Below are 21,855 nucleotides of genomic sequence, written 5' to 3' on the forward strand. Positions count from 1 at the left end.
TAATTCTATTTTCTCCGAGAATTGAAAGCCGTTCCCGATAATATTTATCGGAAATATCCTTGTCGCTGCTGAAATACAATCCCCAGCCATGTACTTGCGCACCCTCACCAGTACCAATATTTTTTGTACTAAATCTATCAAAATTATGCGGAGAGCCGTGCCAAGCAATCAAATTGCGCAACACACCAACACCGCTGCCGCCTTGATTATTAGATGCCTGAATATCACCCTCAATCTTACCCATGAGTGCAAAAATATCCGCATCGGTAACTTGATGTGTTCTCCCGAATAATCGACGAATCAGATTAGCCAGCTGTGTTTTCAGCTTTTGTAATCGGCTGGGAATGCCGCCTCTTTGCAGAGCAATGGGGATTTTTTTAAAACCATAATCACGGTAACGGTTTTCAATCAAAGCAAAATCGCCTGTTTTCACCGCACCGAATAATTCGGCGGCCGCTTCTTCCAATGCTGCTAATCGGCTTCTTGCAGCAGGGTCGTCCGCATCTTTGCGCATTGACTGAATGGCATCAGCTAATTGTTTGAAAGTGCCGTGTTCTTCCAGATTTTGAAATATTCTTTCATAGTCTTTCCGTCCGCGAACATCAATGCCTCTGTGAACCAGTTCATGCCAAGCCGCCAATTGAGCCATGCGCGGCGTAACATTATCGGCAATGAGTTTTATTCTGCCTGTTGCAGGGTCATACCAACCCGCCACCCCGTCTAATTCCGATAAACTTTGTCGGGTATTGTTGCCGTTTTCTTGCCGTTGAATTTCGTTCAATGCTTGTTGTTGCGTTAAAACATCAATTTGTTTGGCATGTTCGCCCACGGCATCGCGCACCGCTTGGGCTATTTTGTCCCGGTGTGTGTCTTTCATCGCACTGCGCGAATAACGGGTATTCCCACCCGTTAAATAAAAATCATCATTCAGCTCATAGACTTTATCAGTTTGTTCTTCTACTTCTGTTTCAGTTCTTTCTTGGTTTTCGCCAAGGCTTCTTTCATCGCCGCTGCTGCGATTGGGTCGTTGTTGATTTTGTTGATTAAGCTCGTCAGCGCGTCCGGCTTCTCTTGCGCTTTCTGTTCCGTCTTGATTGATGCCTTGTTGTTGTTCATATTGTTTCCTTGCTTGTCTTAATAATTCGCCTTTGGTTGGCGGTTGTTGGTTGTTAAAAACATCACCTTGGTTGGGATTTCCGCGTGATGCCAGTGCATCATAGTAATTACCAAGCAATGCAGTGATCGCTTTTGCGCTTCGTTTATTATCGTCCAAAAACTTAACTAATTCACGCGCAACATCATTTAAATCCGTATCAGCAAACATGCTTTGCTGTGCCAGATAATCATTGACTGATTGCCCTGTCTCTTGCAGCTGATTTAATTTTTCAACCGCTTGAATAATCTCCCCTGAAATATCCGCATCGTGCATCTGTTTAGTTCGGATATAGTCTTTTGCCTTGGCGATTTTCGGTGCGATTTGCTTTAAAGAGTTTGCTAAATTTCTTCGCCCCTCATCTGTACTCTCTACCAACCGTTCAAGGGCAGGGCTGTTACCGTATGCACGGTAAATCAGCGCATTCTCAAGACGGCGCACTCCTGTTTTACTCAACCGTCCGTCTGCATCAACCATTTCAGCCTGTACAGTCGTTGGCATTGCTCCGACAAAGCGGCGCACAAAATCACTATTACTTTGTGTGTTCAGTTCAAAAGAATTATTTGCATGAAAAGTACCAAAATCAGGCAATCTATCCGCATCAACTTGAGACTGCTCAAGCTCCGACATCTTTAATCCGCCGCCCTCATTAGAAGACACCGCCATTTTTTTGACATCAACATTATTTTTCAAACGGCGCACCAAAACAGGCTTACTCATCGCCTCAATATCTTCACGCCGCAAGCCGAAATTATCAGCATTGTTGATTAAATACTGCTTATAGTTTCCGTCTTGATTATTGTCATACGATTGACGAATAGCCAGCATACGACCATTACCACCGATAATCGTTTTGCCGTCATTGGCAAGCGTAGGCGCACCTGTCCCAATATCCTTACTGTCTCCCAGTAATTCAGGTTCAAGATTATTAGCGATTTTATTGATTTGTACTTGAGATGCGGCGCGGTTTCTGTTTCGATACTGATTATCAGCTTGAGAGATTGTAGGCGTCAAATCATCAGCTTCTGCAATCTCCAAGTCCGCATCTTGCATCTGGGATTCAAACCCCCTGATTTCAAAGGGATTAAGACAATTTGCTCAGCTGCACTTTTAACGGATTCAAACCCCCTGATTTCAAAGGGATTAAGACATTTTTGGCACGGATAAACCCATGTTTACCCCAGATTAAAACCTCCCTAACTTCAAAGAGATTAAGACGTTTTTTCGTCATGCACTGTTGTTTTACAAATGAATTAAAACCTCCCTGATTTCAAAGGGATTAAGACGTATATCGTGCGCATCGACGACAAACTGACCAAGATTCAAACCCCCTGATTTCAAAGAGATTACGACACATAGCCCGTTCCGTTGTAGTATTCTTGATAGGGGTTAAAACCTTCCTGACTTCTAAAGGGATTACGACGTTTTATTTCTACCATTTTCAATTTGAGCAATTGGGGTTAAAACCTCCCTGACTTCAAAGGGATTAAGATGCCGCGTGCAGTTACTGAGTGAATTACTATCCTTTGGTTAATAAAATACAATAGCCTTTAAGTAACTAAAATTGTAAAAAATATAATTTGTGATCATTTGATCTTATTGTATTTATATATAAAGAAAACCACCCGATTTGGACTGCACCTCAAAGTTGGGTTTGGATATCCAATTTTCAGGGTGCAGTTCAATTGGGTGGTTTTGGCGATAAGTGCAGTGTTATTGTTATTCAGAAATAAAAAAATCCGCATTGGAACACAATGCGGGCTGGTAAAACTTATTTGGGCGGTTTAATCGGGATAAAATTCACGGCTTAAAATTGGGTTCGCACTCCGCCTATCAATTATTCCGCAAACGCGATTGCTGCGGGGCATATCAATACGATTAAAAAAGGCGAAGCGGCAGATGAAACGTTTAAAAAAACAATTGAGATTAGTGGGATTAAGTATCGCGGCGGCAACGCTGGCGTGTTCTGCCTTGGTGTGGGCAAATGGTTTTGCCTCCGCGGATATGGAAGCGGCCAAGCGGCGCACCCAAGACACATTACAGCGCATTCAAGATCCGAGTAATCCTTATGTCGGCGATGAACGCTTCAGGCAGCCTGAAATTCCCGCGCTCAATCCCATCAAACACAGGCTGCCTGAAAGCCCTGATTACGGGCATGACAAAAGCGTAACCGCCGACCCCGCACGATTGGCACAACAATACCAAACCGTTATACCGCAAGCGATAGACCAACCCACCGATTTCATGGTGTTTGTGTCGTTTTCATTGCCGGAAGCCTCCTTATTGCGAATTGCCCGTGAATCAAAAAAAGCCGGTGCGGTCATGGTGCTGCGCGGCTTTAAAAACGGCAGCCTCAAACAAACCGCTGCCGCTTCGGAAAAACTGGCTCAATTGGGCGGTGAAGTGTTGATTCACCCCGAATTATTCAATCAATACCAAATTGCCGAAGTACCGACTTTTGTGCTGGCAAAAAACAATGGCGAGGGTTCGTGTGCCGATAACGAGGCCGGCAAATGCACTGCTGCTTTGCAATTGAAAGGCGATGTATCTTTACACGCGGTGTTGGAACGCTTCAGCCGTGAGCGAAACGGCGGCGAATTGGCAATTGACGCCGTATATCGTTTGTCCAAGCTGGAGGGCAGACAATGATGCCGCTCTGTGTCGGTTTCACTGAAGCGGCGGCGGTGCTGTTATCCGCTGCCGTGCTGTTGCTGCCTTTGCCGGCCGCGGCGGAAAACAACGAAATTAACATTCAAGGCTTAAGCGAAAGCACGCTCAAAAACGCACAGAAGCCCGAGCAATACCTTCCGCGCTACAACGCCAACCCTGATTTTGCCGAATCATACTATGGCGGCGGCGTGGTTATTCCGACCGAATTCGGCAAAGACAAACAAGCGAAATGTCAGACCGAGGCGGCAAAAACCGATTTGTATCTGCGCCAAGAATGCGAAAGCATTAATTTCATTATGGCCCAAGAAGGCAAAGACCCGACCGCGACTTTATCCGCCAATGAAAAGCTGATTGAAAACATCTCAGCCATCGGCAAGCAACCGGGAGCGGCTTTAGACAAATTCCAATGGAAATACCCGCTCAATGCAGACGGCAGCGTCGGCAATATGGCCGGTACGGCTTGCCCGACCACCACGCTGACCGTACCGCAAGTGGATAAGGCGGTCAGCTGTAATCAATACATCGGGACGGAGTCATTTTTGTGCCGCGCCAATCTCGCGGTAACGGTTGATCCCGAATACAACTATCGCTGCACCCGCCGGCAATTTCAGTCATTCAGTTATGACTGTCCGCAAAGTTTAGCCGTATCTTGTGAGCCGGTGGTCGGTTGTGTGTTTCGTGCCGACAGTGTCGCGGCCGACATGAATATCAGGCTGACTCAGCACGGTGTCGGTGATGAGCTGACGCAGCAGCTGTTATTCGGCACCATCGGCGATAATTACTGGACGGAATACGGACCGGAAAACGGGATTTATGACCGCCAAATGCGCTTTGAAGTAACCGATTTGAGCAAACTTGCCCGCTTTGAATTGGAGCGGGTGGAGTATGACGATTATTTGGTGGTGGAAATCAACGATACGGTGATTTACAGCACCGGCGGCGGCTTAAAGTGGCTGACTGTTGTCGTTGATGAGCGCGGTCATCGCATGGTGGTGGAAGTCGACGGCAATGTATTGCACGAAACCGAACGCATCAACCCCGATGGTTCCGTATATCTGGGTGATTTGGAACGCGGAGAAACGTGGGTCAGCCGCTTATCCATGGATTTACGCCCGTATTTAAAAACAGGGGTAAATCAAATCAAAACCCGCACCATTGTCGGCAACAAGGGCGAAGCCGCGCTGATTTTTTGGATTAAAGAGAGCTGTCCGCCCAAATGCAAGGATACCTGGACGGCAGATACACAGCGTTGCAACGCCAACAAAATCGGCGCGAAACAGCGAAGCCAAGGGGGCTGAATATGATTACCGGCTGCCTGAACAGGCTCAAAAAACTCATCAGTTTGATTACCTTGTTTGCCTATCTTGCGCCCGTGGCCGTATCGCCGCTGGTTTATGCCGCCGAATTCAGTGATTTACCCGATATGGGCTACACCGCGAGTGCCGACGGTACGGAAATGTGCAAGCCTGTCGGTAAGGTGTGTGTTGAAAAAGGCGGCAAACGCATGGTGGACGGTTTTGAGATTGAGCGCGATTGTTGGCGTGAAGAAACACAATACACCTGCGTGTCAGCCAATCCGACCAACGTCTGTCAAAGTCTTGACTCAGAAAAAACGTGTGAAGCACAGATTAAAAATTGTCTTAAAAGCGATGACACAACGGGATTGTGTTTGCAATACGAAATGTCATACAGCTGCGACAAGCCGATGATCGTGAGTACGGGAATCACCCAATTGCCCGGTTCGCATCTGATTACCACTGATTGGGACAACACCGCTTGCCGGGCGGCAGACAGCAGCTGCGCCGTTGCCGCCACAAAATGCGTGGAAGGGAAAGCCACCAAAATCATCAACGGCGTATCCGTAACCCGCGATTGCTGGGCGGAAGAGCGTACCTTGCAATGCTTGGGCAGCGGCACCCAAAGCGATGAATGCGGCGAGCATGAACAAAACCCAAATTGCCGGCTGCAATCCGAAAAATGTACGTTTGCCGCTGATAACGGTGTCTGCCAAATCCGTGAAAAGACTTATACCTGTTCCAATGCCGATGTGGCGGGTGAACATGAAGCCGACAGCTGTACCGATCCCGATTTTGCCAAAACCATGACCTCTATGGAGTTGGCGCGGGAACTGAGCCGCTTTTTTGACCCCAAAAACCAACGATTTTTTAACGGCGAACCTAATTTCTGCTCGGTGAAATTAGACGGCGCATTGGACGGACTATTGGGCGGCAATTGCTGTGAAACCGATGCCGAAGTGGGCAGCATGAACGATTTCACCAAACAAGCCGGTACTCAATTGGCAACCAATTATCTGTTGCAAAGCGTCGGCAGTCATTACACCTTTTCCACGCTCACCGGTCAGGCAGCCAGCTATCTGGCCACATCAGTTACTTCTGCCGCGGGCTTAACTGCCGCCTCCGGCTATGTGGCTGCCGAAACCAGTATCGGTGCATTTGGGTTTACCGCAACATTCACCTCCAGCGGGTCAATTGCTTTTGCTTTTAACCCCGCCACCTTTGCGATTGCCATTGCCATTATGGCACTGCAAAACTGGCTTTCCTGCGGTCAGGCGGATACTTTGACCGCGATGAAACGCAAAGCAGGTTTGTGTGTCTATGTGGGCGCATATTGCGACAAAAAAGCACTGGGTGCCTGTGTCAAAAATACAGAAAGTCAATGCTGCTTTGTCAGCAAATTGGCAAAGATTTTTGCGGTTGAGGGCAGAAAGCAACTCAAGCGCGGCTGGGGTGATACGAAATCGCCCGACTGCTCCGGTTTTTTGGCGCAAGAAATTGAAAAGCTGGATTTCTCAAAAATGGATTTAAGCGAGTTCTACGGCGAGATTGTCAGCAATATGCAAAACGTCCATCAACAAAGCACGGCGGCGCAGCAGCGGGCGCAAGAGAATGTACAAAGCGGCAGCCAGCAGCCCGCAAACTACTACGACCGCTATGGTAATTAAAGGGGAAGAAATGAAACAACGATTGAAAATCATATTGACCGCTTTACTTGCCTGTACGGCAATCGGTGCCGTTTCTGCCGAAACCTTTAACGGCGGTATTCCCTTAAAAGAAACCGAAGCATTGGCAAAACAAATTATCCCCTTGCCCAAAGGCGACCCCAAACCCTTGCTTGCCCTGGCCATGCGCCACGGTGAAGCACATGGCCAATTCACCGGCAAGGCCGCTGCCGCCATGAAGAAAAAATTCGGGCGTGATATTCCGATATTTATTGACGCGGTCAAAACAGGCACACCGAAAGGTAAATCTGACTGCGGTGTGGTGCGGCTGACCTTTCGTTCTGATGACAAAAATGCCGCTGCCGTGCCGCCCGAAAGTGTGGACATTGAAGTGTGTCCCAATCGGGGCAAGTCATGAATAACAACATGGACAGCAAACAACAAAAATGGCTGAATCGTATTGCGTGGCTGATTGTATTCGGCTGTTTGCTGTCGGTATTCAATGCCGCTCGTGCTGATGGCAATTGGTACAGCCAAGACGTGTGGCAAAACCCCGAGCGCGCTTTCCAGTGGTACCCGGACCCACGCGCCAAACAAACCAAGCCCGAAGAACAGCAACAACAAACCGCACCCGTTGCCAATGAATTGGTGCAGTTTGAATTATTGCAAAAGCAGCTGGACGAGGCGCGCAAAATCGCGATTATGTCGCCCACCGAAGCCAATTTAAAACGCTACATCACCTTACAAGAATTTGCCATGAATCAATCGGCGGCATTCACCGATCAGTGGCAGCGGGTGATTTGGCAAAATCCCGATTTGGATTACTCCCAGCGCGGCAGACCCACTTCCGCCTTGGCGATACAAAACTATGATGCCGCCCGCGTGAAAGACAAAGCCGCTGCCATACGCCAATTGGCGGCACAGCACGGCGTGTTGTTTATTTACCGCAGCGATTGCCCCTATTGCCATGCCATGAGTCCGATTGTGCGCCGCTTTGCCGACACCCACGGCATCAAAGTGATGCCGGTGAGCTTAGACGGCGGACCATTGCCCGATTTCCCGCAGTTTTTACCGAACAACGGCATCGCCGAAAAACTGCAAGTGACCACCGTACCCGCTCTTTACGTTATGGACACCCAAACCAAACAATTCAAACCCTTGGGTTTTGGGGTTATGGCGGAATCCACTTTAGCGGATCGCTTTTTAACCTATACCTTGCCTGTGGGTGCGGTGTATTGACTTTAAACGATTTATCCCCTTAAGCGGCAGCAGTGCGCCATGCGCCGCGCATATTCTTCACTCAAACCACACCTTTACCAACGGCAGACCTTATGTATGAACAGCCATCAATACCCACTCAGCCCCGAATCCTTGGAACGATTTTTTAGTGAATTGCCGAGTATTGGCTGGCGGATAGCGGTAACCGAAGAACAAAGAGCCGTATTGCATATTGACGGCAATACCCGCCAAAACAAATACCGTTCAGCCAGCACTCGCTCAATCGGCGTGTTTCTGTGTCAATTAGAACAAACCGCTGCTGAAAACGACCAAGTATTTCCGCCAAATACCCGTTATCGAATGCGCCGTGAATTAATGCAACAGATTTTCAGTGATGAATCCCTGCATTTTGAATGGGCGATTTACAGCCTAACAGGACAATTTTTGTTTTCAGTCGGCAATCGTGATGAAGGTCAGCTCATTTGCCGCTTGTTTGAAGAAGAAAAAGGAATTTTATTGCAGTGTCTGCCATGTGGATACGAACAATGGCGAAACAGCTCGCCAAAAACAGCAGCAGATGTCAGACGTAAAGGTAAATTAGTCTTACCTATTGGTTTTAAAGAAAAATTATTATTTTACTTCAATGACTTGTTTTTTCAGCCACGTTGGAAAGACGCAGGTTTTTAAATACAGCAGGTTTTTAAATACAGCAGGTATTATTCACAAATCAAATGACTGGAATATCACCGGCTTGTGTTTAGCGATAATTTTTTCTGCAGAGGCTTGGATTTTAGCGATATCAATACCCAACTCTCGCTCTAATTGTTCAGTATCAGCAAGCAGAATATTGGCTAAAGGCATATGCACCAAACCGGTGCGACTGCGGTTAATAACAACCCATTCACCCACTTCAGTAATGGAAAAAGGATAAGCATGGCTGTCGGAGCAACCCGCAATCAAATCATGGCAATAGAGAATATCAGTAATGGCAATATCTTGTTTCAACGTAATGAGTGCGGGATAAATATTGTCCGGTGTGGATAAACTCAAATAGCTGTTCAATGTATCCATATTCAAAGGGATAGACTGCGCACCAACAGCTTGATAAGCAAAATACCATTCAACTAAATTTCTTGCATAACCCGTTGAAATATTTTGATAAATTATTTTTCGTTTCAGCGTAATATGCTGATAAGGGTAGGCATAATTCAGTAATTGACTTTGAACATGCTCATACAATTGCCTCAGCTCAATGATTGCGTCGTCCCAAACAGAAGGATCTAAATCACGGTGCAGCTCAAGAATTTTGGTTTTGATGTCTAAGCCTTTGCTGTATAAATGCAGCTTGGAAAAAGCTCTGTCCGGCATATAGTAATACCGATATACTTTTAAGGCATCTTGTAATAAACAACACAAAATCAAATAACCTTCTGTTCGTTTAGAACTTTTAAAACCCAGTGTGCTGTTTGAGCCATTACTGTACGTATGAAACGAAGACACATCGCCAATACAGGCTTGCAATAATGGATTACTGACCACGTATGGCGATGCGTGGTGGAGATTGGATAAATCTTCTGCGGATTGTTTCATATTTTAAATTTAAAAATTTAAAGGTAATCAATTATGCCCATTTATCAACTCTTCGCTCTCATGAAGCATTGTGCCTTACGGTTTCAATACACAGGCAGTCACTCCGATAATAAAGCCATTGATGATTTAAGTCGGTTATTGGGCAAACATCTGGGCATTGATGAAGTGCGTTATCCCGAGTTTGCCCGCGCCGTTTACCATGATTTGCTGGCAGCGAATCATGACGGCAACCGAGAGTTTTCGGATATGGCACTTTATGACCGGCAAAACCGCTTTTTAGCCGCTGTTCCCGAATTACCCTCTTATCCGGATTTTAGTGCAGTATTTCCTGGTTGTCGTACCTATGTGCGCCACAACATCAGCGAACAGGATTACACAGAATCCCAACGCCAATGGGCATACATTAAATTCTGCTTGTGGCATGGTTACCACCGACGCCTGCGCCTATTTCTGCGCTGGCAGCAATGGCGCAGAAGCCGTGCCAATAAATCCAAATCAAGTCGTTAATGCTGATCGCAACGGCAAGAACCACCGATTATCCTCAACCGCCCCCAACGGCATCAATCCAAAATGTTGATAAAATTGACCTGCCGCTTCATCAATGGCATCAACCACCAACGCATAAATTGCCAACTCACGGCTGACGGCTAAAATACGTTTTAAAGCATCTGCCAGCAATAATTTACCGATGCCTTTGCCTTGTACTTGCGTGGAAATTGCCAATCTGCCCAATAACGCGGCGGGAATGGGGTGGTGCGGTAATTTGCGCACCAGAGATTCGGGCAGTTCGCTTAAATCAATGGACAAAGACGATAAGGTGTAATAGCCCAATATGGTTTCAGGGCAATCGGCAGATACGGCAACAAACACGCGGCTGATTGAGCGTTTGATGTCTTGTCCGGCTTGTTTGGCAAGATAACGGTTCAAAGCCGGCACGCCGCAATCAAAATCCGTGCGCTTGTGTTGTTTTGCCAAAGGTTCAATGATTAAACGGAAATCTGCCATTAGTTGCTGTCCACGTGCTGCGCATGTTCTGATAACGCATTTTGCAAAGCCTGATTAAAGGTCAATGGTTGGCTGAGCGCGTCCAAAAACGCCTGAGCGTGTTGTTTTTCCAAATGTATTCGTTCATGCTGACGTATGCTTTTTTCGGCGTAATCCAAAGCACTGCTGACAATAAAATTGCTGACGGTTTTGCCCTCAAAAACAGCGGCGCGCTCAATGGCTTGTTTCACCTCTTGGCTTAAGCGCAGGTTAATGCGCTCGCTTTTGCGCTCAGATAAATTCATTTCCATATTCCTTTATGTTTTTAGATTAAAATATTGTACATATTTTTGGTGCTTATTAACACCAAAATACGTGCATAAAAACCCGCTTGGCAAGTGATCCGTTTTACATTACCATGTACATAATTTGTAACACATTAAACCGAGTATTCTTTATGTCTGAAGCCACTTTTACCTTTCGCGTTGATGACACCTTAAAAGCGCAATTTATGCAGGCAGCGAAAGCGGCTGACCGCAGCGGGGCACAATTATTACGGGATTTTATGCGAGACTATACAAAGCAACCCACCGATAATAACGCGGCAGAACAAGCCTATTTTGCTTGGGTGGAAAAAAAGGTGCAAAAAGGCTTGGCGGATATTGCCGCCGGTAAAGTTTATTCCACCGATGACATGCTGCAACAGGTTCACGCTCAAATGCGTCAAGCGGCGAATAAAACCGCATGACCCGTTTGCTTTGGACTGCGGAAGCCGTACAAGATATGGTGCGTATTCATACACAGTTAGCAGAATACACAGGTTTAGCCAGTGCCGAACGCCATCTGGTGGCATTTCGGCGATCAGCGGATTTGGCACAAGCCCACCCGCTTATCGGCAAACAAGGGTTGGTGAAAAACACCCGTGAGTTGTATCCGATAAACAAGAAATACCGCATGGTTTATGTGTTTGATGAAGACGCCGACACCGTCAGTATCATTACCGTATTGCACGGAAAGCAACAGTATCCTGAAAATACAGGCTTTTAGCATCTCTTCTCTGACCAATGCCGCTTTCCCCAACACAGCATAAAAAACGGCACTAATTCGCTTGACACGCCCCATGCACCCGTGCATAATCTTTCCACCCTAATCCATGATGTGTCTTAAATCTATGCCTTGTTTTTGAGGCTATGACGAAAGTACACATCTTTCGCCATAGCCGTTTTCCTTTCGGAGACGGTTATGTCTAACTTAAAGCTCAAAAATTTGCCGACCGCGCTGTCGGCTATTTGTGTTTCTCTTTTCCTAATCATTCCCGCGAATGTCCACGCCGGTATCGAAAACGATATGGCAGATATGTTTAACAGCATGGGCGTGGAAGGTAATTACACCGAGGGCGGTGCGTTTCACGGGCAAGCCGGTTCGCTTTATACCGGCGGCTCGCTGTCGGTGCGCGCGCCCGTGTCTCATCTGAATCCGGTAAACGTCCAGCCGCCCTCTATCAGTGCCGGCTGCGGCGGCATTGATTTTTTTGCCGGCGGTTTTTCATTCGTCAACAAAGAGCAATTCATTGCGTTTACCCGCAACCTTGGCAACAACGCCGCCGGTGTGGCATTTGAGCTGGCACTCAAAGCCCTTGACCCGATGATACAAGATGCCATCGGCGAAATCCGCAATGTTGCCGACATGATTAATCAAGGCAATATGAATTCTTGCCAAGCCGCGCGGCAAGTCGTAGGTGGTGTCATGGGCAAAATTGCCGAAGGCATGACTTCAGGCTGTAAAGCCGAGGTTGTCGGTAACGGCAGCGAAGAAGCCGGTGCTGCGCCGTGGTATTGTCAATCCGCAGCCAGATTAAAAAAAGCCGCCGATGAAGCCAGAGGCAGCGGCTCGCCGCAAGATGTAATCGACATTACCGGCGGCAATTTGGCATACGAAGCCATTAAACGCTTCGGCGGTAATCGCATTGAAAACTTCAGCGAAGAAGAAATTGATTTGATGATCAGTCTGTCCGGTACGGCGGTGTTTTTCCCGATTAAAGAAAAAAGCGGCAAAGAAGGAGACGTTACCACCGATCACAAGGTCTATGAGCCGACGATTAAAAAAGTAACTGAGCTGCTCGATAACCAAAATTTAGAAATCAAAAATGCCGGCACCGACCAAGAAACCGCCACCATTACCCTGAATATCCTGCAATGCCGCGACGGTACCGATAAGCTCAGAGAGGTTTGTGCGGTCAATCAGAATACCCGTATTTTTTCGATAAGACACAAAATCAAACGGCTGCTGAAAAAATTGGTGGACAACATCATTCAAGATGCCGAATGGAATGCTGCCCAACGCGAAGAGATGGTGAAACTCGTCAATCACACGAGTATGCCGATTTTGAGAATGGCGGTATCCGATGCCTTTCTCAATACCCATATTTTGGCAAGCGATGCCATGGTCAATGCCATCACCATTGAATATTTAGAGCACATACTCAGCAATTATGAACGTGCTATTCGTTCAGCCTCCGGCCTGTTCAGTAAAACCGGAGAAGTGGGCGACAAAGACAAAGACAGGTTGTACGGCAATTTGCGCGAGCTGCGCCAAAGTCTGTACACAGCCAAACAAGCCACCCTGGAAACATTGGAAGCTGAAAAAACCTTAAATAATGCAATCAGCCACTTTGATACCCAATGGCGTGAGAATTATATAGAAATGGGCAACTCACTGCGTTTTGATGAAGCCAATCGCCTCTAACCCTCGCTAATTTATCAGGAGCTTATTATCATGACTTTTGAGTATTACACCTTTTACGGCAACAGCGACGCGGTGTTTTGGGTATTTCAAGCCATCGCCACCCTGTTTGGTTCCGGCATGTACAGCAGCGCGGCACTGGCAGCTTCTTTATTCGGCTTTATGGCGATTTTAGCCATTGCCGCCTTTAAACTGGATTTGCGCGATTCATTCACCAGTGTTTTGGTGATATTTTTCCTGTGGGTGGGCATGATGACACCCAAAGTGGATATGGTCTTTCGCGGCGGCGCATGGAATCAAAACTACATCGGAAAAGTCAGCAATATCCCTTTGGGCATTGCGGCGATGGCATCAATCACCAGCCAATTCGGTTATGAACTCACCACCAAAATGGAGGGGATATTTACCACCCCGAATGATTTGAATTATTCCAAAACCGGTATGTTGTTTGGGGCAAAACTTTATGAACAACTCAACGAAACCCGCATACGCGACGTTACCCTGAAAGAAGACTGGGCATTGTTTTTTCATCAATGCTCTTTCTTCGACATACACATGTATCACTACTACACCATTGAAGACCTGCGGCGAAGCACTGATATTTTGGCTTTAATCGGCAAAACCAATCGATCGATGTTCACGCAAGTACATAAAGTTAAAGATGGTGAATACATGCCGATAACCCGTATTCCCAAATACACCGGCAAAACCGAAGCCATGGCTTGCAAAGATGCTTATCCCATATTGGCGGACCGCACAACGGGTCTGACAAGTAATCTCTTTTTCGATTTGGCTCGCCGGGTGTTTCCGAGTGTTTACGGTTCAGGTTACACCGACAGCATGATGTGGAGTCAAATCGCCCCGAAACTCACCGAGTCTTTGGGTTATATGCTGGGCAACACCGGCTTAGACGCCTACACCCAGATCATGCAATCCACCATGATTAACCTGATACGTGATTCGGCGTACATCAACGGGCAGCGCAACAGAAATGCCGCCAGTGTTCAGCAAGCCTATGCCGCCGCCCAAGCGCGGCAGCAATACATCACTTCTCAAAAAACCGGCTGGTATATGGCAAGCCAATACCTGCCCGTTATCCGCAGTGCCGCCGAAGCCATTTTATTGGGCATTTCGCCCATTGTGGTGTTGATTGCCTTATTGGGCGGGATAATGGCATTCCGAGTATTGCTTTTTTATTTTAATGCCTTGTTGTGGATACAGCTGTGGGCACCCGTTGCCAGTATCTTGAATTACGTCATGACCCTCAGTGCCAAATTCAATATGAGCAATGCCATCAGTGCCGGCAATGACTCCAATGTTGAGATGGCAAGACAAATCGCCGCGACCAACTTTGATGGTTTACTGATGGCGGCGGTCGATGCCCAAGCGGTGGCAGGCGGTATGTTCTGGCTGGTTCCGGCGATTGCCGGCGCGATTGCCATGGGCGGGCGCAGCTTAATCGGCTCGCTTACCGGCGCGATGACAGGGGCGAAATCGCAGGGCGAATCGGTGGGCAGCTCTGTCGGCGCGGGCAATATCAGCACCGGCAATGTCAGCTACAACAATGTTTCTGCCAATAAATTTCAGCCCAATCCGGTTTACACCCATCAGGCGGGGGTCAGTTCAGTCAGTCCGGTCGGGAAAACGGATTTGAATACGCTGACGGGTAACAGCATTACCACCTTGGCAAAAGACAGCATGGGGCGTGTCGGCGGACAATCGACGTATTCACAGTCTGAATTGTATTCGGAGGGTGCAAAACACAGCCGTGCCGCAGCGGAACAACAATCGGCAACCGCGTCCCGCGCCTTAACGGTCGGCGACAACTTGGCGCAAAGCTGGGCGGTTAATCGTGCTGTGTCTAAAGGCTCGGAATCGGCAACCAGTTTTGGTTTTGATGCGGGTGAACAGCAGTCATTTAATGCCATCACACAAGCGGCACAAAAACTAAGCAGCCAATTTCAAGGAAAAAGTACTTCAGAAATTGTCAGTATGTTGATAACAAAGATAGGTGCTAATGCCAGTGCCGGTGTTAGTGCCAGTGCCGGTATGGATATTGGCGGTACAGGGGTCAGCGGCGGCTTAAAAGGTAGTGTTAGCGGCAGTTTAGAAAAACAAGGAAATAGAAACCAAAAAGATTCTTTTGATGTTGCCGTCAGTAAATCTGCTGATGCTTTGCGCCAACAAGGACACACGTTCACCGAATCTATGAATCAAAAAATGGCTCAAAGCGAAGCCATTAAAACTGCCGCCAATCAAGGGGACAGTTACGCCCGGCAGGCCAGTGATCAATACACGATTGCTGCACAAGCACAGCAAGCCTCGGTGCAAAGTTACCAGCAAGCGCAGAACTACGAGCAAGCCGCAGCCAAGAGTGAGAACAGCGGTGCATCGGTTACGGTGGACAATGCCAAAGCCATAAAAGAATACGCCCATGCACATGGCATGACTTACGACCAAGTACAAAACAATCCGGAATTGGTTGCCGCTGCCGCGATGGAAGCGGGTATGGCACAAGCCCAAGTATTGAAGCAATCCGCAGGCGGCTATGTCAACAGCGGCGGTTTAACACCAAACAGCCGCCCGGACGGGACCCAAGTCAGTGCGGCGGCACAGCAAAATGAAGCCAATATTCATGCCATGCGTGATGCCAAGTTTGGCAATAATGCCGCCGGAGAAATACGCAGCAGCGTCGGCACCAAAACGGTTGGTGTCAGCGACGATATTCAACAAACAGGTGCGCGATTGGAGCAAGCCGCTCAGACAACAATCGGGCAAACCGAGCAGAATATTGCGGCGGGTAAACAAGGCATTGAAACGCAGCATGCCGAGGTACAAGCCCAAGTGCAGCAACAAAAACAAATTGTTGATAATGCCAGTGTGATGAACTTTATGGACATGAAAGACAGTGCCACCCATGAACCCATTAATCAAGGAGGTGGTGGGGTATTGGGAACCCCTGCCGGTCAGCTCACTGACATCGCCAAACACGGCAATGATCCGTCTGCCAAGCTGCAACAACAATTGCGTGAAGGCAAAGCCACAAAGGCAACGGCTTATGACCAAGCACAAGTGGCATTCGGTGACGTGGCACCGCCGCCCGCACCGCAAGCCTCCAGACCGGCGGGCAGCGGTGAATTCATCTTTCACTCACGCCCAAAGGAATAACCCCGCCCGCCACCTACGGCTACGGCGGTAACGGGGAATACATCACCGGCAGCAGCGGTACACAGCAAAACGTGTATCGCGTTGCCCATCAGCCGGTAGCGCAATTGGTAAACCAGATTACCCATGCCGAAAGCAGCGGTAACCCCAATGCCAAAAATCCGCGCTCAACAGCAATGGGCTTAGGGCAGTTTATTGACAGCACATGGTTAAACGTAATGAAACAATACCGCCCTGATTTAACCCAAGGCAAAAGTGAGCAGCAAATCTTGGCACTGCGCACCAATCCGCAGCTGGCGCGGGAAATGACCACACGCCACACCGAAGACAACGCTCGTGCTTTGCATCAGGCAGGGGTGGCGGTTACTGCGGGAACGCTTTATTTGGCGCATTTCGCAGGCAGCAGCAAAGCGGTGCAGCTGCTGAAAACAGCGGATAAAACGCAATCCGTCGGCAATATCTTGGGGCAAACTGCCGTCAGCAGCAATCCATTTTTAAAAGGCTGGTCGGTACAAAACACCATAGATTGGGCGCACCGCAAAATGAAAAGCTAAGCCGAAAATAAAATCCCCAGCTTTAGGCTAGCCACCACCTGAAAGGAGTAAAAGAATGAATATGAATAATTGGATACCGTGCAAAAAGGAATTGCCGAAAAAATGGCAAGTAGTACTGACGTATCGCATCATCAAGGGAAAAGACTGCTACGAAATAAATTGGATAACAACTGACGGATTTGGTGAAGCCACTGTTTGGGAGAACGATGAGGAGTGGGAAAAATATGATTACCCACTGCACATAAACGACCCGCGTGCTGCAACACACTGGCAGCCTTTAGCCCCGCCGAAGCCGGATTAATGCTGCACCGAATTGCCTCACTACATTTTCAGGTTGCCTGAAACAAATAAAAGCTACCAGAAACCGCCCGCATTTCGCATTGGCGAACCCAACGAGGAAAAAATCATGAAGCATTTAGTTTCCATTAGTGAAGTCTCTTCATCATATCAAGCTAATCAGCAACATACCGATAAAATAGATAGTTTATTGGCATATATTCAGCAAGCCATCGGTACACCTAATGAATTGCACTGGTGGCATTATCGAAGAAAGTGTGGCCGGCATTGGTGGCATTATCGAAAAGAGGGCTATCACATTGCTTGTATGTGTTTGGCAAATGAAAAAGGGCAAGTACTGGAGATTCGCATGCTCATCGGCGGTAAATTGCAATGGCCGGTTTTTAATAAACTTAATCCACAAAAGCGATATGTGGTAGAACTGGAAATCGCGGATAGTGTGGATTGTGTTTATTTGGTAAGCAAACTTATCAATCATTTTGGGTTATCTTATACTCATTCTTTTAATAACTCAGTGGGATTATTGTTTTTGGCTTCACCTTAGTTTGGATAGCTTCTAAATAAAACAGGCTGCCTGAATATTCAGGCAGCCTGCGTAATAAAGTCATGGTTTTGGCAAATCATGATTTTGTAACCAAATATAATATTAGTCATCAAATGGAGGACAATCAATAGAAGAAATAGGAACATAGGCGGGAAAAATCTGAGTGTCTCAGAGGAGCAATCATCACCTCTAATCCCAATTATCACCATAAATGACACCATAAGCTGAGCTACCCGGGTTATTGTGACTGGTACTCCAATCATCTTCTTCTTTTTGACGGTCCTGCTCCATGCGATCCATGTTCTCCATGTTCTGTTTCAGTGTCCAAGGAGTACACTTTAAATTTTTTAATTTTTTAAATTTCGGCACACTATCATCATCGGGGTCAAGCTGTTTACAGGTTTCACTGCGCGGCACAACCACATCGGCGGCGAGATAGTTTTCCAGCCATTGACTTAAACGTTTAAACATCGCACACCTCTTCTTTCTTTTGTTGTTGTGATACAAATATTCATTTTAAAAGGAGTAAACCATGAGCATTGCCCACATTGTTATCGAATTCAAAGAAAACCCCGAAACGGCAGAACATCAAATCCGCCTCGTCTACAGCGGCGGCAACGATTTGGTTCTGCCTGAATCCGCCGCCGCCTTTGCCGCCATTGTCGAAAAAATGGCAGAAATGCTGGGCAGTGAGCAAAGTACAAACAATGCTTAAAGCCTTATCACGCATTTAAATCATTTAACATTTCATTGGTCTCAGTATAGCGTTTTAATGTGCCGGAGCGTGCTTCTTTCAGTGCATTTAAGGTTTCGTCAGAGGGGGCTGTCATGGGATCAAACGGCAAGCGTTTTTCTTGTGCCACCCGAGTCAGCATTAAACGCACGGCTTGGGAAACAGTCATGCCAATGCCCGCCAATACTGCTGCTGCTTCATCTTTGATTTGCCCGTCAATACGGGTTTGCACCAAATGATTTGCCATAATTAATTGCTCTGTATGGGTTTAATTGAACTACATTGTAATTCAATTAAACCCCAACCACAACCGTTTGGTGTGGCAAAAAACCAACAAATGCAGATGCTAATGATACTTCGCTTCCCAAGGGTTAATTACTTGAATTTTCACTGCATCGTACGGCGCAATATCACGGCTGGCAACCGCAAAATCATGCGCGGCGGCAATGGCGGCAATATAAGCGTCCGGCAACGGAAAACCTTTGCCGCTTTGCCTCGCAGCAACAGCCAATTGTGCATAACAGAGAGCGCATTGTTCATCAAAAGGCAAGATACGCCCGCTGAACAGCGGTAAAATATTGGCTAAGGCGTGTTGCAATTGTGTCTTTTTCTTACCATCGGGTAAAACAAATATCCCGTAATGCAACTCAGATACCGTAAAAACGGACAAATACAGCGTATCAAAAACCTGCTCGTCCAACCACGTCCTGACTATGGGACTGGCTTCCTCTTTCATCAATTCAGAAATGACATTGGTATCCAGCAGTATCATGCTCAATCCTCAAAGCGTATCGGTTCAGTCGTGGTTTTATTTCTGAGTTCAGTAAATGAAGCATGTTCTTCATCGCTTAGACCTTTGGCTCCTGAATTACGCACAGCCTCAATAATGGCGGTTCCCATTAATATCCGCCCTTGCGGCTTTACTGCCGCCGCCAAAATTTCACGCACTTCCGCCTCGGTGCTGCGTCCATTGTGAGCAGCTTTGATTTTTAACGCCCGATGCACTTCATCGGGCAAATTACGTACTGTCAGCATCGCCATGTCATTACCTCCTGTATATTATATTGCAATCACTGCAATCACTGCAATCACTGCAATCACTGCAATCATTACATTCATTTTAATAGATTGAATGTAATTGTACAAGGCCTGGCCAATGGTAGCTTATGGTAAAATTCAAACGTAATACCCTATCAATAGAAATATTTGAAAGACATTGCACATGTTGATGATCTGTTTTACAGCAGCAATACAGATGATTTCGTATGATTATGTTACAAGCATTTTTTAAACGCATTTTGGCGCAAAACACCATTGATTTTGATTTAGAGCTTTTGCGCGAACGGGTTGAAGGTGAGTTTATCCTTGTCCCACCTGAAGCCATGAAAAACGGTGAATCCATGTTGAAATGGCTGGAGAGCGTTTAATCACTATCAAACCACCGTTTTATTCTTCGCCATACCCCACTGCCGCTATCCTGCCTGCTGCCGTTTGTTGCCGCTGCATTCTGTCCCAATACTTGCCCTTGCTGTAATCCTTGCTGTAACTGATTCAGGCAGCCTGTCAGTTGAGTTTGCAAGCGTTGATTGTCTTCTGCCCAATGTTGTTTTTCTTGCTCCAGTTCATCAAGCAGCTGCCGTTGTACGGTATTCTCCTGCTCCAGCCCATTCAGTCGTAGATAAACGCTCTCGGCGCGTTGATACACGGACGATTTCGGATTTTTCAGCAAAGTGCCGACAATGCGTTTGTTAAAGGCATTTTTCAGTTTTTGCAGATGTTTATCAATATGTTCCTGTGCTTCCTCGTCTGACATCTGCAACAGCGCATCTTCATCGATGCTTAAAAAATCCCCGCCTTTCGCCGCGATTTGAATCACAGGCAAACCGTGCTTTGCCAATGCCGTGCATTTCGGATCGTTGGCGGCAAGGCGGTGGCTGTGCCAGATTTCAAACACCAATTGCCCGTTCCAGCGAATTTCATGCGACAACAAAGATTCATCTTCAGGCTGCCTGAAAACACACAGTACATCAATTACATAATCTTGATTGTCAATCGTTAGCCGCTTTTCAGTTTCTCCCGAAACCAAACACACCGCAAACGGCGGCTGCCGCTCGGTGTTTTCGGTCAATTCCAACAGCGTTTCCAACCCTGTATTTGCCAGTTCCGCCAATACATTTTTGCACAGCGCATGTGTTAGGGTCTCAGGCTCGCTAATCCCGATTTGCTGTCCGCGCTCACCTTTGTAGGCAAAAAAATGCTTTTCACCGCGCCGCTGTAAATACATCTCCAGCCGCTGCCCGGCAGGGTGCCGGCTGTAATAAATACACTGCCCGGTTCTGCCTTTGTTGAGCTTAGCAGTCAAGGCGGTAACCGCACTATTGCCGTGAGCAGAGGTGTATGCCAAGAGTTTCATGGGTGGATTCAGTGAGTGGGAATAATGGTATTTTAAAAGATTTGAGTCGGTTTTAGATTATCTTGTTTGTCTTATAAGAATGCGATAATATGATAAAAATGTATCATTTTTATAAGACAGTATGAATAAAAAACTTCGCTCCCACACTCAAATTTCTCAAGATGTTGCGGCCGTGCTGCAACAGCGGCAATGGTCGCTAAGAGCGTGTGTGGCGCATTTTAATCAGGAATTTTACAATGATATTCAATTACATAAAGTTAAAAGATTAAATAAAGACTGTGTCGCACGTGTTGTTTCGGGCAAATTTAAAGTGTTGAGTGACCGGGCAATTACTTTGTGCGAATTTTTGGGTGTCGCCGTTTATGAACAAAATGATCTGTCGCACAATCTTCAGACCGAATGGGATATGGTGCGGTGTGCCGCTAATCGCAATCCCCAAGCAATACCGCAAATTAGGCAGTTGTTACGCGGTATCAGTGAATTGGCGCAACCAAAAACACCGTATCAACGGAAAGGATAAATGATGGCAACCCAATCCGCCATTGAATGGACTGAACAAACATGGAATCCGGCTACCGGTTGCACCAAGGTGTCGCCGGGCTGCAAAAATTGTTATGCAGAAGTCATGGCAAGGTGGCTACAGGCTATGGGTACGAATGGCTATGAAGAGGGTTTTCAACTTTTTTATTGGCTTTAATACCCAGCCCTTTCACTGATTTGAACCAAAAGCCAAATTTTATGTTGATTGGAAAAACATGAATTCGCCGCTGCAAAACCAGCTATCCCTCCAATTACAAAGTCTATTTGATTTTGAATTTCAAGAATTTATTTAT

Annotated in this window: 28 protein-coding genes and 1 pseudogene; 19 read left to right on the forward strand and 10 right to left on the reverse strand. The window is 46.9% G+C overall.

Going from position 1 to position 21,855, the window contains the following annotated elements; all coding sequences use genetic code 11:
• Window positions 1–157: 157 nt before the first annotated feature.
• Entirely contained in the window at window positions 158–292 is a 135-nt protein-coding gene (locus Q384_RS14240; RefSeq protein WP_281174498.1) for a hypothetical protein, read from the forward strand.
• A 665-nt stretch (window positions 293–957) separates the two neighbouring features.
• Here the strand turns inward: Q384_RS14240 and Q384_RS13180 are convergent.
• Window positions 958–1,116, reverse strand: coding sequence for a hypothetical protein (locus Q384_RS13180; RefSeq protein WP_156956432.1), 159 nt, complete (start codon window positions 1,114–1,116; stop codon window positions 958–960).
• A 739-nt stretch (window positions 1,117–1,855) separates the two neighbouring features.
• Window positions 1,856–2,206: pseudogene (locus Q384_RS14485) on the reverse strand (hypothetical protein); the annotation flags it as partial.
• Window positions 2,207–3,052: 846 nt separating this feature from the next.
• Between Q384_RS14485 and trbC the strand changes: the two are divergent.
• The 6 genes from trbC to Q384_RS03570 all read left to right on the forward strand — a co-directional run bounded on the left by trbC (window position 3,053) and on the right by Q384_RS03570 (window position 8,687).
• The gene (gene trbC / locus Q384_RS03545; protein ID WP_051940380.1) at window positions 3,053–3,802 is read left to right on the forward strand and encodes a type-F conjugative transfer system pilin assembly protein TrbC; all 750 of its coding nucleotides are present in this window, start codon (window positions 3,053–3,055) and stop codon (window positions 3,800–3,802) included.
• Window positions 3,799–5,121 carry a hypothetical protein gene (locus Q384_RS03550; protein WP_051940382.1) on the forward strand — a complete coding sequence of 441 codons (1,323 nt, stop codon included), beginning with the start codon at window positions 3,799–3,801 and terminating at the stop codon, window positions 5,119–5,121. Before trbC ends, Q384_RS03550 begins: the two co-directional genes overlap by 4 nt.
• A complete protein-coding gene (gene traN / locus Q384_RS03555) occupies window positions 5,073–6,785 on the forward strand; it encodes a conjugal transfer protein TraN (RefSeq protein WP_211251075.1) in 1,713 nt (570 codons plus the stop codon). Before Q384_RS03550 ends, traN begins: the two co-directional genes overlap by 49 nt.
• A gap of 10 nt (window positions 6,786–6,795) precedes the next feature.
• A complete protein-coding gene (locus tag Q384_RS03560; RefSeq protein WP_156956433.1) occupies window positions 6,796–7,200 on the forward strand; it encodes a hypothetical protein in 405 nt (134 codons plus the stop codon).
• Window positions 7,197–8,021 carry a conjugal transfer protein TraF gene (gene traF / locus Q384_RS03565; RefSeq protein ID WP_245608500.1) on the forward strand — a complete coding sequence of 275 codons (825 nt, stop codon included), beginning with the start codon at window positions 7,197–7,199 and terminating at the stop codon, window positions 8,019–8,021. The genes Q384_RS03560 and traF overlap by 4 nt, the downstream gene beginning before the upstream one ends.
• A 96-nt stretch (window positions 8,022–8,117) precedes the next feature.
• A complete protein-coding gene (locus tag Q384_RS03570) occupies window positions 8,118–8,687 on the forward strand; it encodes a hypothetical protein (RefSeq protein WP_037586012.1) in 570 nt (189 codons plus the stop codon).
• A 33-nt stretch (window positions 8,688–8,720) separates the two neighbouring features.
• On the opposite strand, the gene Q384_RS12585 is transcribed toward Q384_RS03570, so the two are convergent.
• The gene (locus Q384_RS12585; protein WP_051940389.1) at window positions 8,721–9,590 is read right to left on the reverse strand and encodes a hypothetical protein; all 870 of its coding nucleotides are present in this window, start codon (window positions 9,588–9,590) and stop codon (window positions 8,721–8,723) included.
• A 33-nt stretch (window positions 9,591–9,623) separates the two neighbouring features.
• On the opposite strand from Q384_RS12585, the gene Q384_RS03580 reads away from it, so the two are divergent.
• Entirely contained in the window at window positions 9,624–10,097 is a 474-nt protein-coding gene (locus Q384_RS03580) for a hypothetical protein (protein ID WP_156956434.1), read from the forward strand.
• On the opposite strand, the gene Q384_RS03585 is transcribed toward Q384_RS03580, so the two are convergent.
• Both Q384_RS03585 and Q384_RS03590 read right to left on the reverse strand, forming a co-directional pair.
• Window positions 10,086–10,595 (reverse strand): GNAT family N-acetyltransferase, encoded by a 510-nt coding sequence (locus Q384_RS03585; protein ID WP_037586014.1) that lies wholly within the window; start codon window positions 10,593–10,595, stop codon window positions 10,086–10,088. The genes Q384_RS03580 and Q384_RS03585 overlap by 12 nt on opposite strands.
• Window positions 10,595–10,879: a type II toxin-antitoxin system TacA family antitoxin gene (locus tag Q384_RS03590; RefSeq protein WP_051940391.1), complete on the reverse strand. Its 285-nt coding sequence runs from the start codon at window positions 10,877–10,879 to the stop codon at window positions 10,595–10,597. The genes Q384_RS03585 and Q384_RS03590 overlap by 1 nt, the downstream gene beginning before the upstream one ends.
• Window positions 10,880–11,031: 152 nt before the next feature.
• On the opposite strand from Q384_RS03590, the gene Q384_RS03595 reads away from it, so the two are divergent.
• The 7 genes from Q384_RS03595 to Q384_RS03625 all read left to right on the forward strand — a co-directional run bounded on the left by Q384_RS03595 (window position 11,032) and on the right by Q384_RS03625 (window position 17,876).
• Window positions 11,032–11,322 (forward strand): CopG family ribbon-helix-helix protein, encoded by a 291-nt coding sequence (locus Q384_RS03595; RefSeq protein ID WP_037586017.1) that lies wholly within the window; start codon window positions 11,032–11,034, stop codon window positions 11,320–11,322.
• The gene (locus Q384_RS03600) at window positions 11,319–11,621 is read left to right on the forward strand and encodes a type II toxin-antitoxin system RelE/ParE family toxin (protein ID WP_051940393.1); all 303 of its coding nucleotides are present in this window, start codon (window positions 11,319–11,321) and stop codon (window positions 11,619–11,621) included. Before Q384_RS03595 ends, Q384_RS03600 begins: the two co-directional genes overlap by 4 nt.
• A gap of 195 nt (window positions 11,622–11,816) precedes the next feature.
• Complete coding sequence (locus tag Q384_RS03605; RefSeq protein WP_037586018.1) at window positions 11,817–13,319, forward strand: conjugal transfer protein TraH; 1,503 nt, start codon at window positions 11,817–11,819, stop codon at window positions 13,317–13,319.
• 30 nt (window positions 13,320–13,349) lie between these two features.
• A complete protein-coding gene (locus Q384_RS03610) occupies window positions 13,350–16,484 on the forward strand; it encodes a conjugal transfer protein TraG N-terminal domain-containing protein (protein WP_051940395.1) in 3,135 nt (1,044 codons plus the stop codon).
• A 71-nt stretch (window positions 16,485–16,555) separates the two neighbouring features.
• Window positions 16,556–17,035: a transglycosylase SLT domain-containing protein gene (locus tag Q384_RS03615; RefSeq protein WP_051940397.1), complete on the forward strand. Its 480-nt coding sequence runs from the start codon at window positions 16,556–16,558 to the stop codon at window positions 17,033–17,035.
• A 55-nt stretch (window positions 17,036–17,090) separates the two neighbouring features.
• Entirely contained in the window at window positions 17,091–17,336 is a 246-nt protein-coding gene (locus Q384_RS03620; protein WP_037586020.1) for a DUF551 domain-containing protein, read from the forward strand.
• Window positions 17,337–17,441: 105 nt separating this feature from the next.
• Window positions 17,442–17,876 (forward strand): hypothetical protein, encoded by a 435-nt coding sequence (locus Q384_RS03625; protein WP_037586021.1) that lies wholly within the window; start codon window positions 17,442–17,444, stop codon window positions 17,874–17,876.
• A 189-nt stretch (window positions 17,877–18,065) separates the two neighbouring features.
• On the opposite strand, the gene Q384_RS03630 is transcribed toward Q384_RS03625, so the two are convergent.
• Window positions 18,066–18,347: a hypothetical protein gene (locus Q384_RS03630; protein WP_037586022.1), complete on the reverse strand. Its 282-nt coding sequence runs from the start codon at window positions 18,345–18,347 to the stop codon at window positions 18,066–18,068.
• Window positions 18,348–18,408: 61 nt separating this feature from the next.
• On the opposite strand from Q384_RS03630, the gene Q384_RS03635 reads away from it, so the two are divergent.
• On the forward strand, window positions 18,409–18,591 hold the full coding sequence (locus Q384_RS03635; protein ID WP_037586023.1) for a hypothetical protein: 183 nt from the start codon (window positions 18,409–18,411) through the stop codon (window positions 18,589–18,591).
• A 7-nt stretch (window positions 18,592–18,598) separates the two neighbouring features.
• On the opposite strand, the gene Q384_RS03640 is transcribed toward Q384_RS03635, so the two are convergent.
• From Q384_RS03640 to Q384_RS13915, 3 genes are all read right to left on the reverse strand, one after another.
• Window positions 18,599–18,856, reverse strand: coding sequence for a type II toxin-antitoxin system RelB/DinJ family antitoxin (locus tag Q384_RS03640; protein WP_245608501.1), 258 nt, complete (start codon window positions 18,854–18,856; stop codon window positions 18,599–18,601).
• A gap of 99 nt (window positions 18,857–18,955) precedes the next feature.
• Complete coding sequence (locus Q384_RS03645; RefSeq protein WP_037586025.1) at window positions 18,956–19,381, reverse strand: type II toxin-antitoxin system VapC family toxin; 426 nt, start codon at window positions 19,379–19,381, stop codon at window positions 18,956–18,958.
• A 2-nt stretch (window positions 19,382–19,383) separates the two neighbouring features.
• Window positions 19,384–19,650: a FitA-like ribbon-helix-helix domain-containing protein gene (locus tag Q384_RS13915; protein ID WP_037586026.1), complete on the reverse strand. Its 267-nt coding sequence runs from the start codon at window positions 19,648–19,650 to the stop codon at window positions 19,384–19,386.
• 224 nt (window positions 19,651–19,874) lie between these two features.
• Here Q384_RS13915 and Q384_RS13185 point away from each other — a divergent pair, with 224 nt between their 5' ends.
• Complete coding sequence (locus Q384_RS13185) at window positions 19,875–20,036, forward strand: hypothetical protein (RefSeq protein ID WP_156956435.1); 162 nt, start codon at window positions 19,875–19,877, stop codon at window positions 20,034–20,036.
• Here the strand turns inward: Q384_RS13185 and Q384_RS03655 are convergent.
• Window positions 20,033–21,022: a hypothetical protein gene (locus Q384_RS03655; RefSeq protein WP_051940399.1), complete on the reverse strand. Its 990-nt coding sequence runs from the start codon at window positions 21,020–21,022 to the stop codon at window positions 20,033–20,035. The two genes, Q384_RS13185 and Q384_RS03655, sit on opposite strands and share 4 nt — an antisense overlap.
• Window positions 21,023–21,143: 121 nt before the next feature.
• Between Q384_RS03655 and Q384_RS03660 the strand changes: the two genes are divergently transcribed.
• Both Q384_RS03660 and Q384_RS12880 read left to right on the forward strand, forming a co-directional pair.
• A complete protein-coding gene (locus Q384_RS03660; protein ID WP_037586027.1) occupies window positions 21,144–21,542 on the forward strand; it encodes a hypothetical protein in 399 nt (132 codons plus the stop codon).
• Window positions 21,543–21,719 carry a DUF5131 family protein gene (locus Q384_RS12880; protein ID WP_245608502.1) on the forward strand — a complete coding sequence of 59 codons (177 nt, stop codon included), beginning with the start codon at window positions 21,543–21,545 and terminating at the stop codon, window positions 21,717–21,719. It abuts the gene before it with no gap.
• The last annotated feature ends 136 nt before the right edge of the window (window positions 21,720–21,855 follow it).

This window comes from Stenoxybacter acetivorans DSM 19021 (assembly GCF_000745895.1).
Lineage (GTDB): Bacteria > Pseudomonadota > Gammaproteobacteria > Burkholderiales > Neisseriaceae > Stenoxybacter > Stenoxybacter acetivorans.

Coding starts and splice junctions, on each gene's coding strand:
- Q384_RS03580 (WP_156956434.1), top strand. CDS start 9,624: ATGCCCATTTATCAACTCTTCGCTCTCATGAAGCATTGTGCCTTACGG.
- Q384_RS03600 (WP_051940393.1), top strand. CDS start 11,319: ATGACCCGTTTGCTTTGGACTGCGGAAGCCGTACAAGATATGGTGCGT.
- Q384_RS03610 (WP_051940395.1), top strand. CDS start 13,350: ATGACTTTTGAGTATTACACCTTTTACGGCAACAGCGACGCGGTGTTT.
- trbC (WP_051940380.1), top strand. CDS start 3,053: ATGAAACGTTTAAAAAAACAATTGAGATTAGTGGGATTAAGTATCGCG.
- Q384_RS03620 (WP_037586020.1), top strand. CDS start 17,091: ATGAATATGAATAATTGGATACCGTGCAAAAAGGAATTGCCGAAAAAA.
- Q384_RS03595 (WP_037586017.1), top strand. CDS start 11,032: ATGTCTGAAGCCACTTTTACCTTTCGCGTTGATGACACCTTAAAAGCG.
- Q384_RS03630 (WP_037586022.1), bottom strand. CDS start 18,347: ATGTTTAAACGTTTAAGTCAATGGCTGGAAAACTATCTCGCCGCCGAT.
- Q384_RS12585 (WP_051940389.1), bottom strand. CDS start 9,590: ATGAAACAATCCGCAGAAGATTTATCCAATCTCCACCACGCATCGCCA.
- Q384_RS03585 (WP_037586014.1), bottom strand. CDS start 10,595: ATGGCAGATTTCCGTTTAATCATTGAACCTTTGGCAAAACAACACAAG.
- Q384_RS03625 (WP_037586021.1), top strand. CDS start 17,442: ATGAAGCATTTAGTTTCCATTAGTGAAGTCTCTTCATCATATCAAGCT.
- Q384_RS03605 (WP_037586018.1), top strand. CDS start 11,817: ATGTCTAACTTAAAGCTCAAAAATTTGCCGACCGCGCTGTCGGCTATT.
- Q384_RS03640 (WP_245608501.1), bottom strand. CDS start 18,856: ATGGCAAATCATTTGGTGCAAACCCGTATTGACGGGCAAATCAAAGAT.
- Q384_RS12880 (WP_245608502.1), top strand. CDS start 21,543: ATGATGGCAACCCAATCCGCCATTGAATGGACTGAACAAACATGGAAT.
- Q384_RS03550 (WP_051940382.1), top strand. CDS start 3,799: ATGATGCCGCTCTGTGTCGGTTTCACTGAAGCGGCGGCGGTGCTGTTA.
- Q384_RS03570 (WP_037586012.1), top strand. CDS start 8,118: ATGAACAGCCATCAATACCCACTCAGCCCCGAATCCTTGGAACGATTT.
- traF (WP_245608500.1), top strand. CDS start 7,197: ATGAATAACAACATGGACAGCAAACAACAAAAATGGCTGAATCGTATT.
- Q384_RS13915 (WP_037586026.1), bottom strand. CDS start 19,650: ATGGCGATGCTGACAGTACGTAATTTGCCCGATGAAGTGCATCGGGCG.
- Q384_RS13185 (WP_156956435.1), top strand. CDS start 19,875: ATGATTATGTTACAAGCATTTTTTAAACGCATTTTGGCGCAAAACACC.
- Q384_RS13180 (WP_156956432.1), bottom strand. CDS start 1,116: ATGAACAACAACAAGGCATCAATCAAGACGGAACAGAAAGCGCAAGAG.
- Q384_RS03560 (WP_156956433.1), top strand. CDS start 6,796: ATGAAACAACGATTGAAAATCATATTGACCGCTTTACTTGCCTGTACG.
- Q384_RS03590 (WP_051940391.1), bottom strand. CDS start 10,879: ATGAATTTATCTGAGCGCAAAAGCGAGCGCATTAACCTGCGCTTAAGC.
- Q384_RS03645 (WP_037586025.1), bottom strand. CDS start 19,381: ATGATACTGCTGGATACCAATGTCATTTCTGAATTGATGAAAGAGGAA.
- Q384_RS03660 (WP_037586027.1), top strand. CDS start 21,144: ATGAATAAAAAACTTCGCTCCCACACTCAAATTTCTCAAGATGTTGCG.
- Q384_RS03655 (WP_051940399.1), bottom strand. CDS start 21,022: ATGAAACTCTTGGCATACACCTCTGCTCACGGCAATAGTGCGGTTACC.
- Q384_RS03635 (WP_037586023.1), top strand. CDS start 18,409: ATGAGCATTGCCCACATTGTTATCGAATTCAAAGAAAACCCCGAAACG.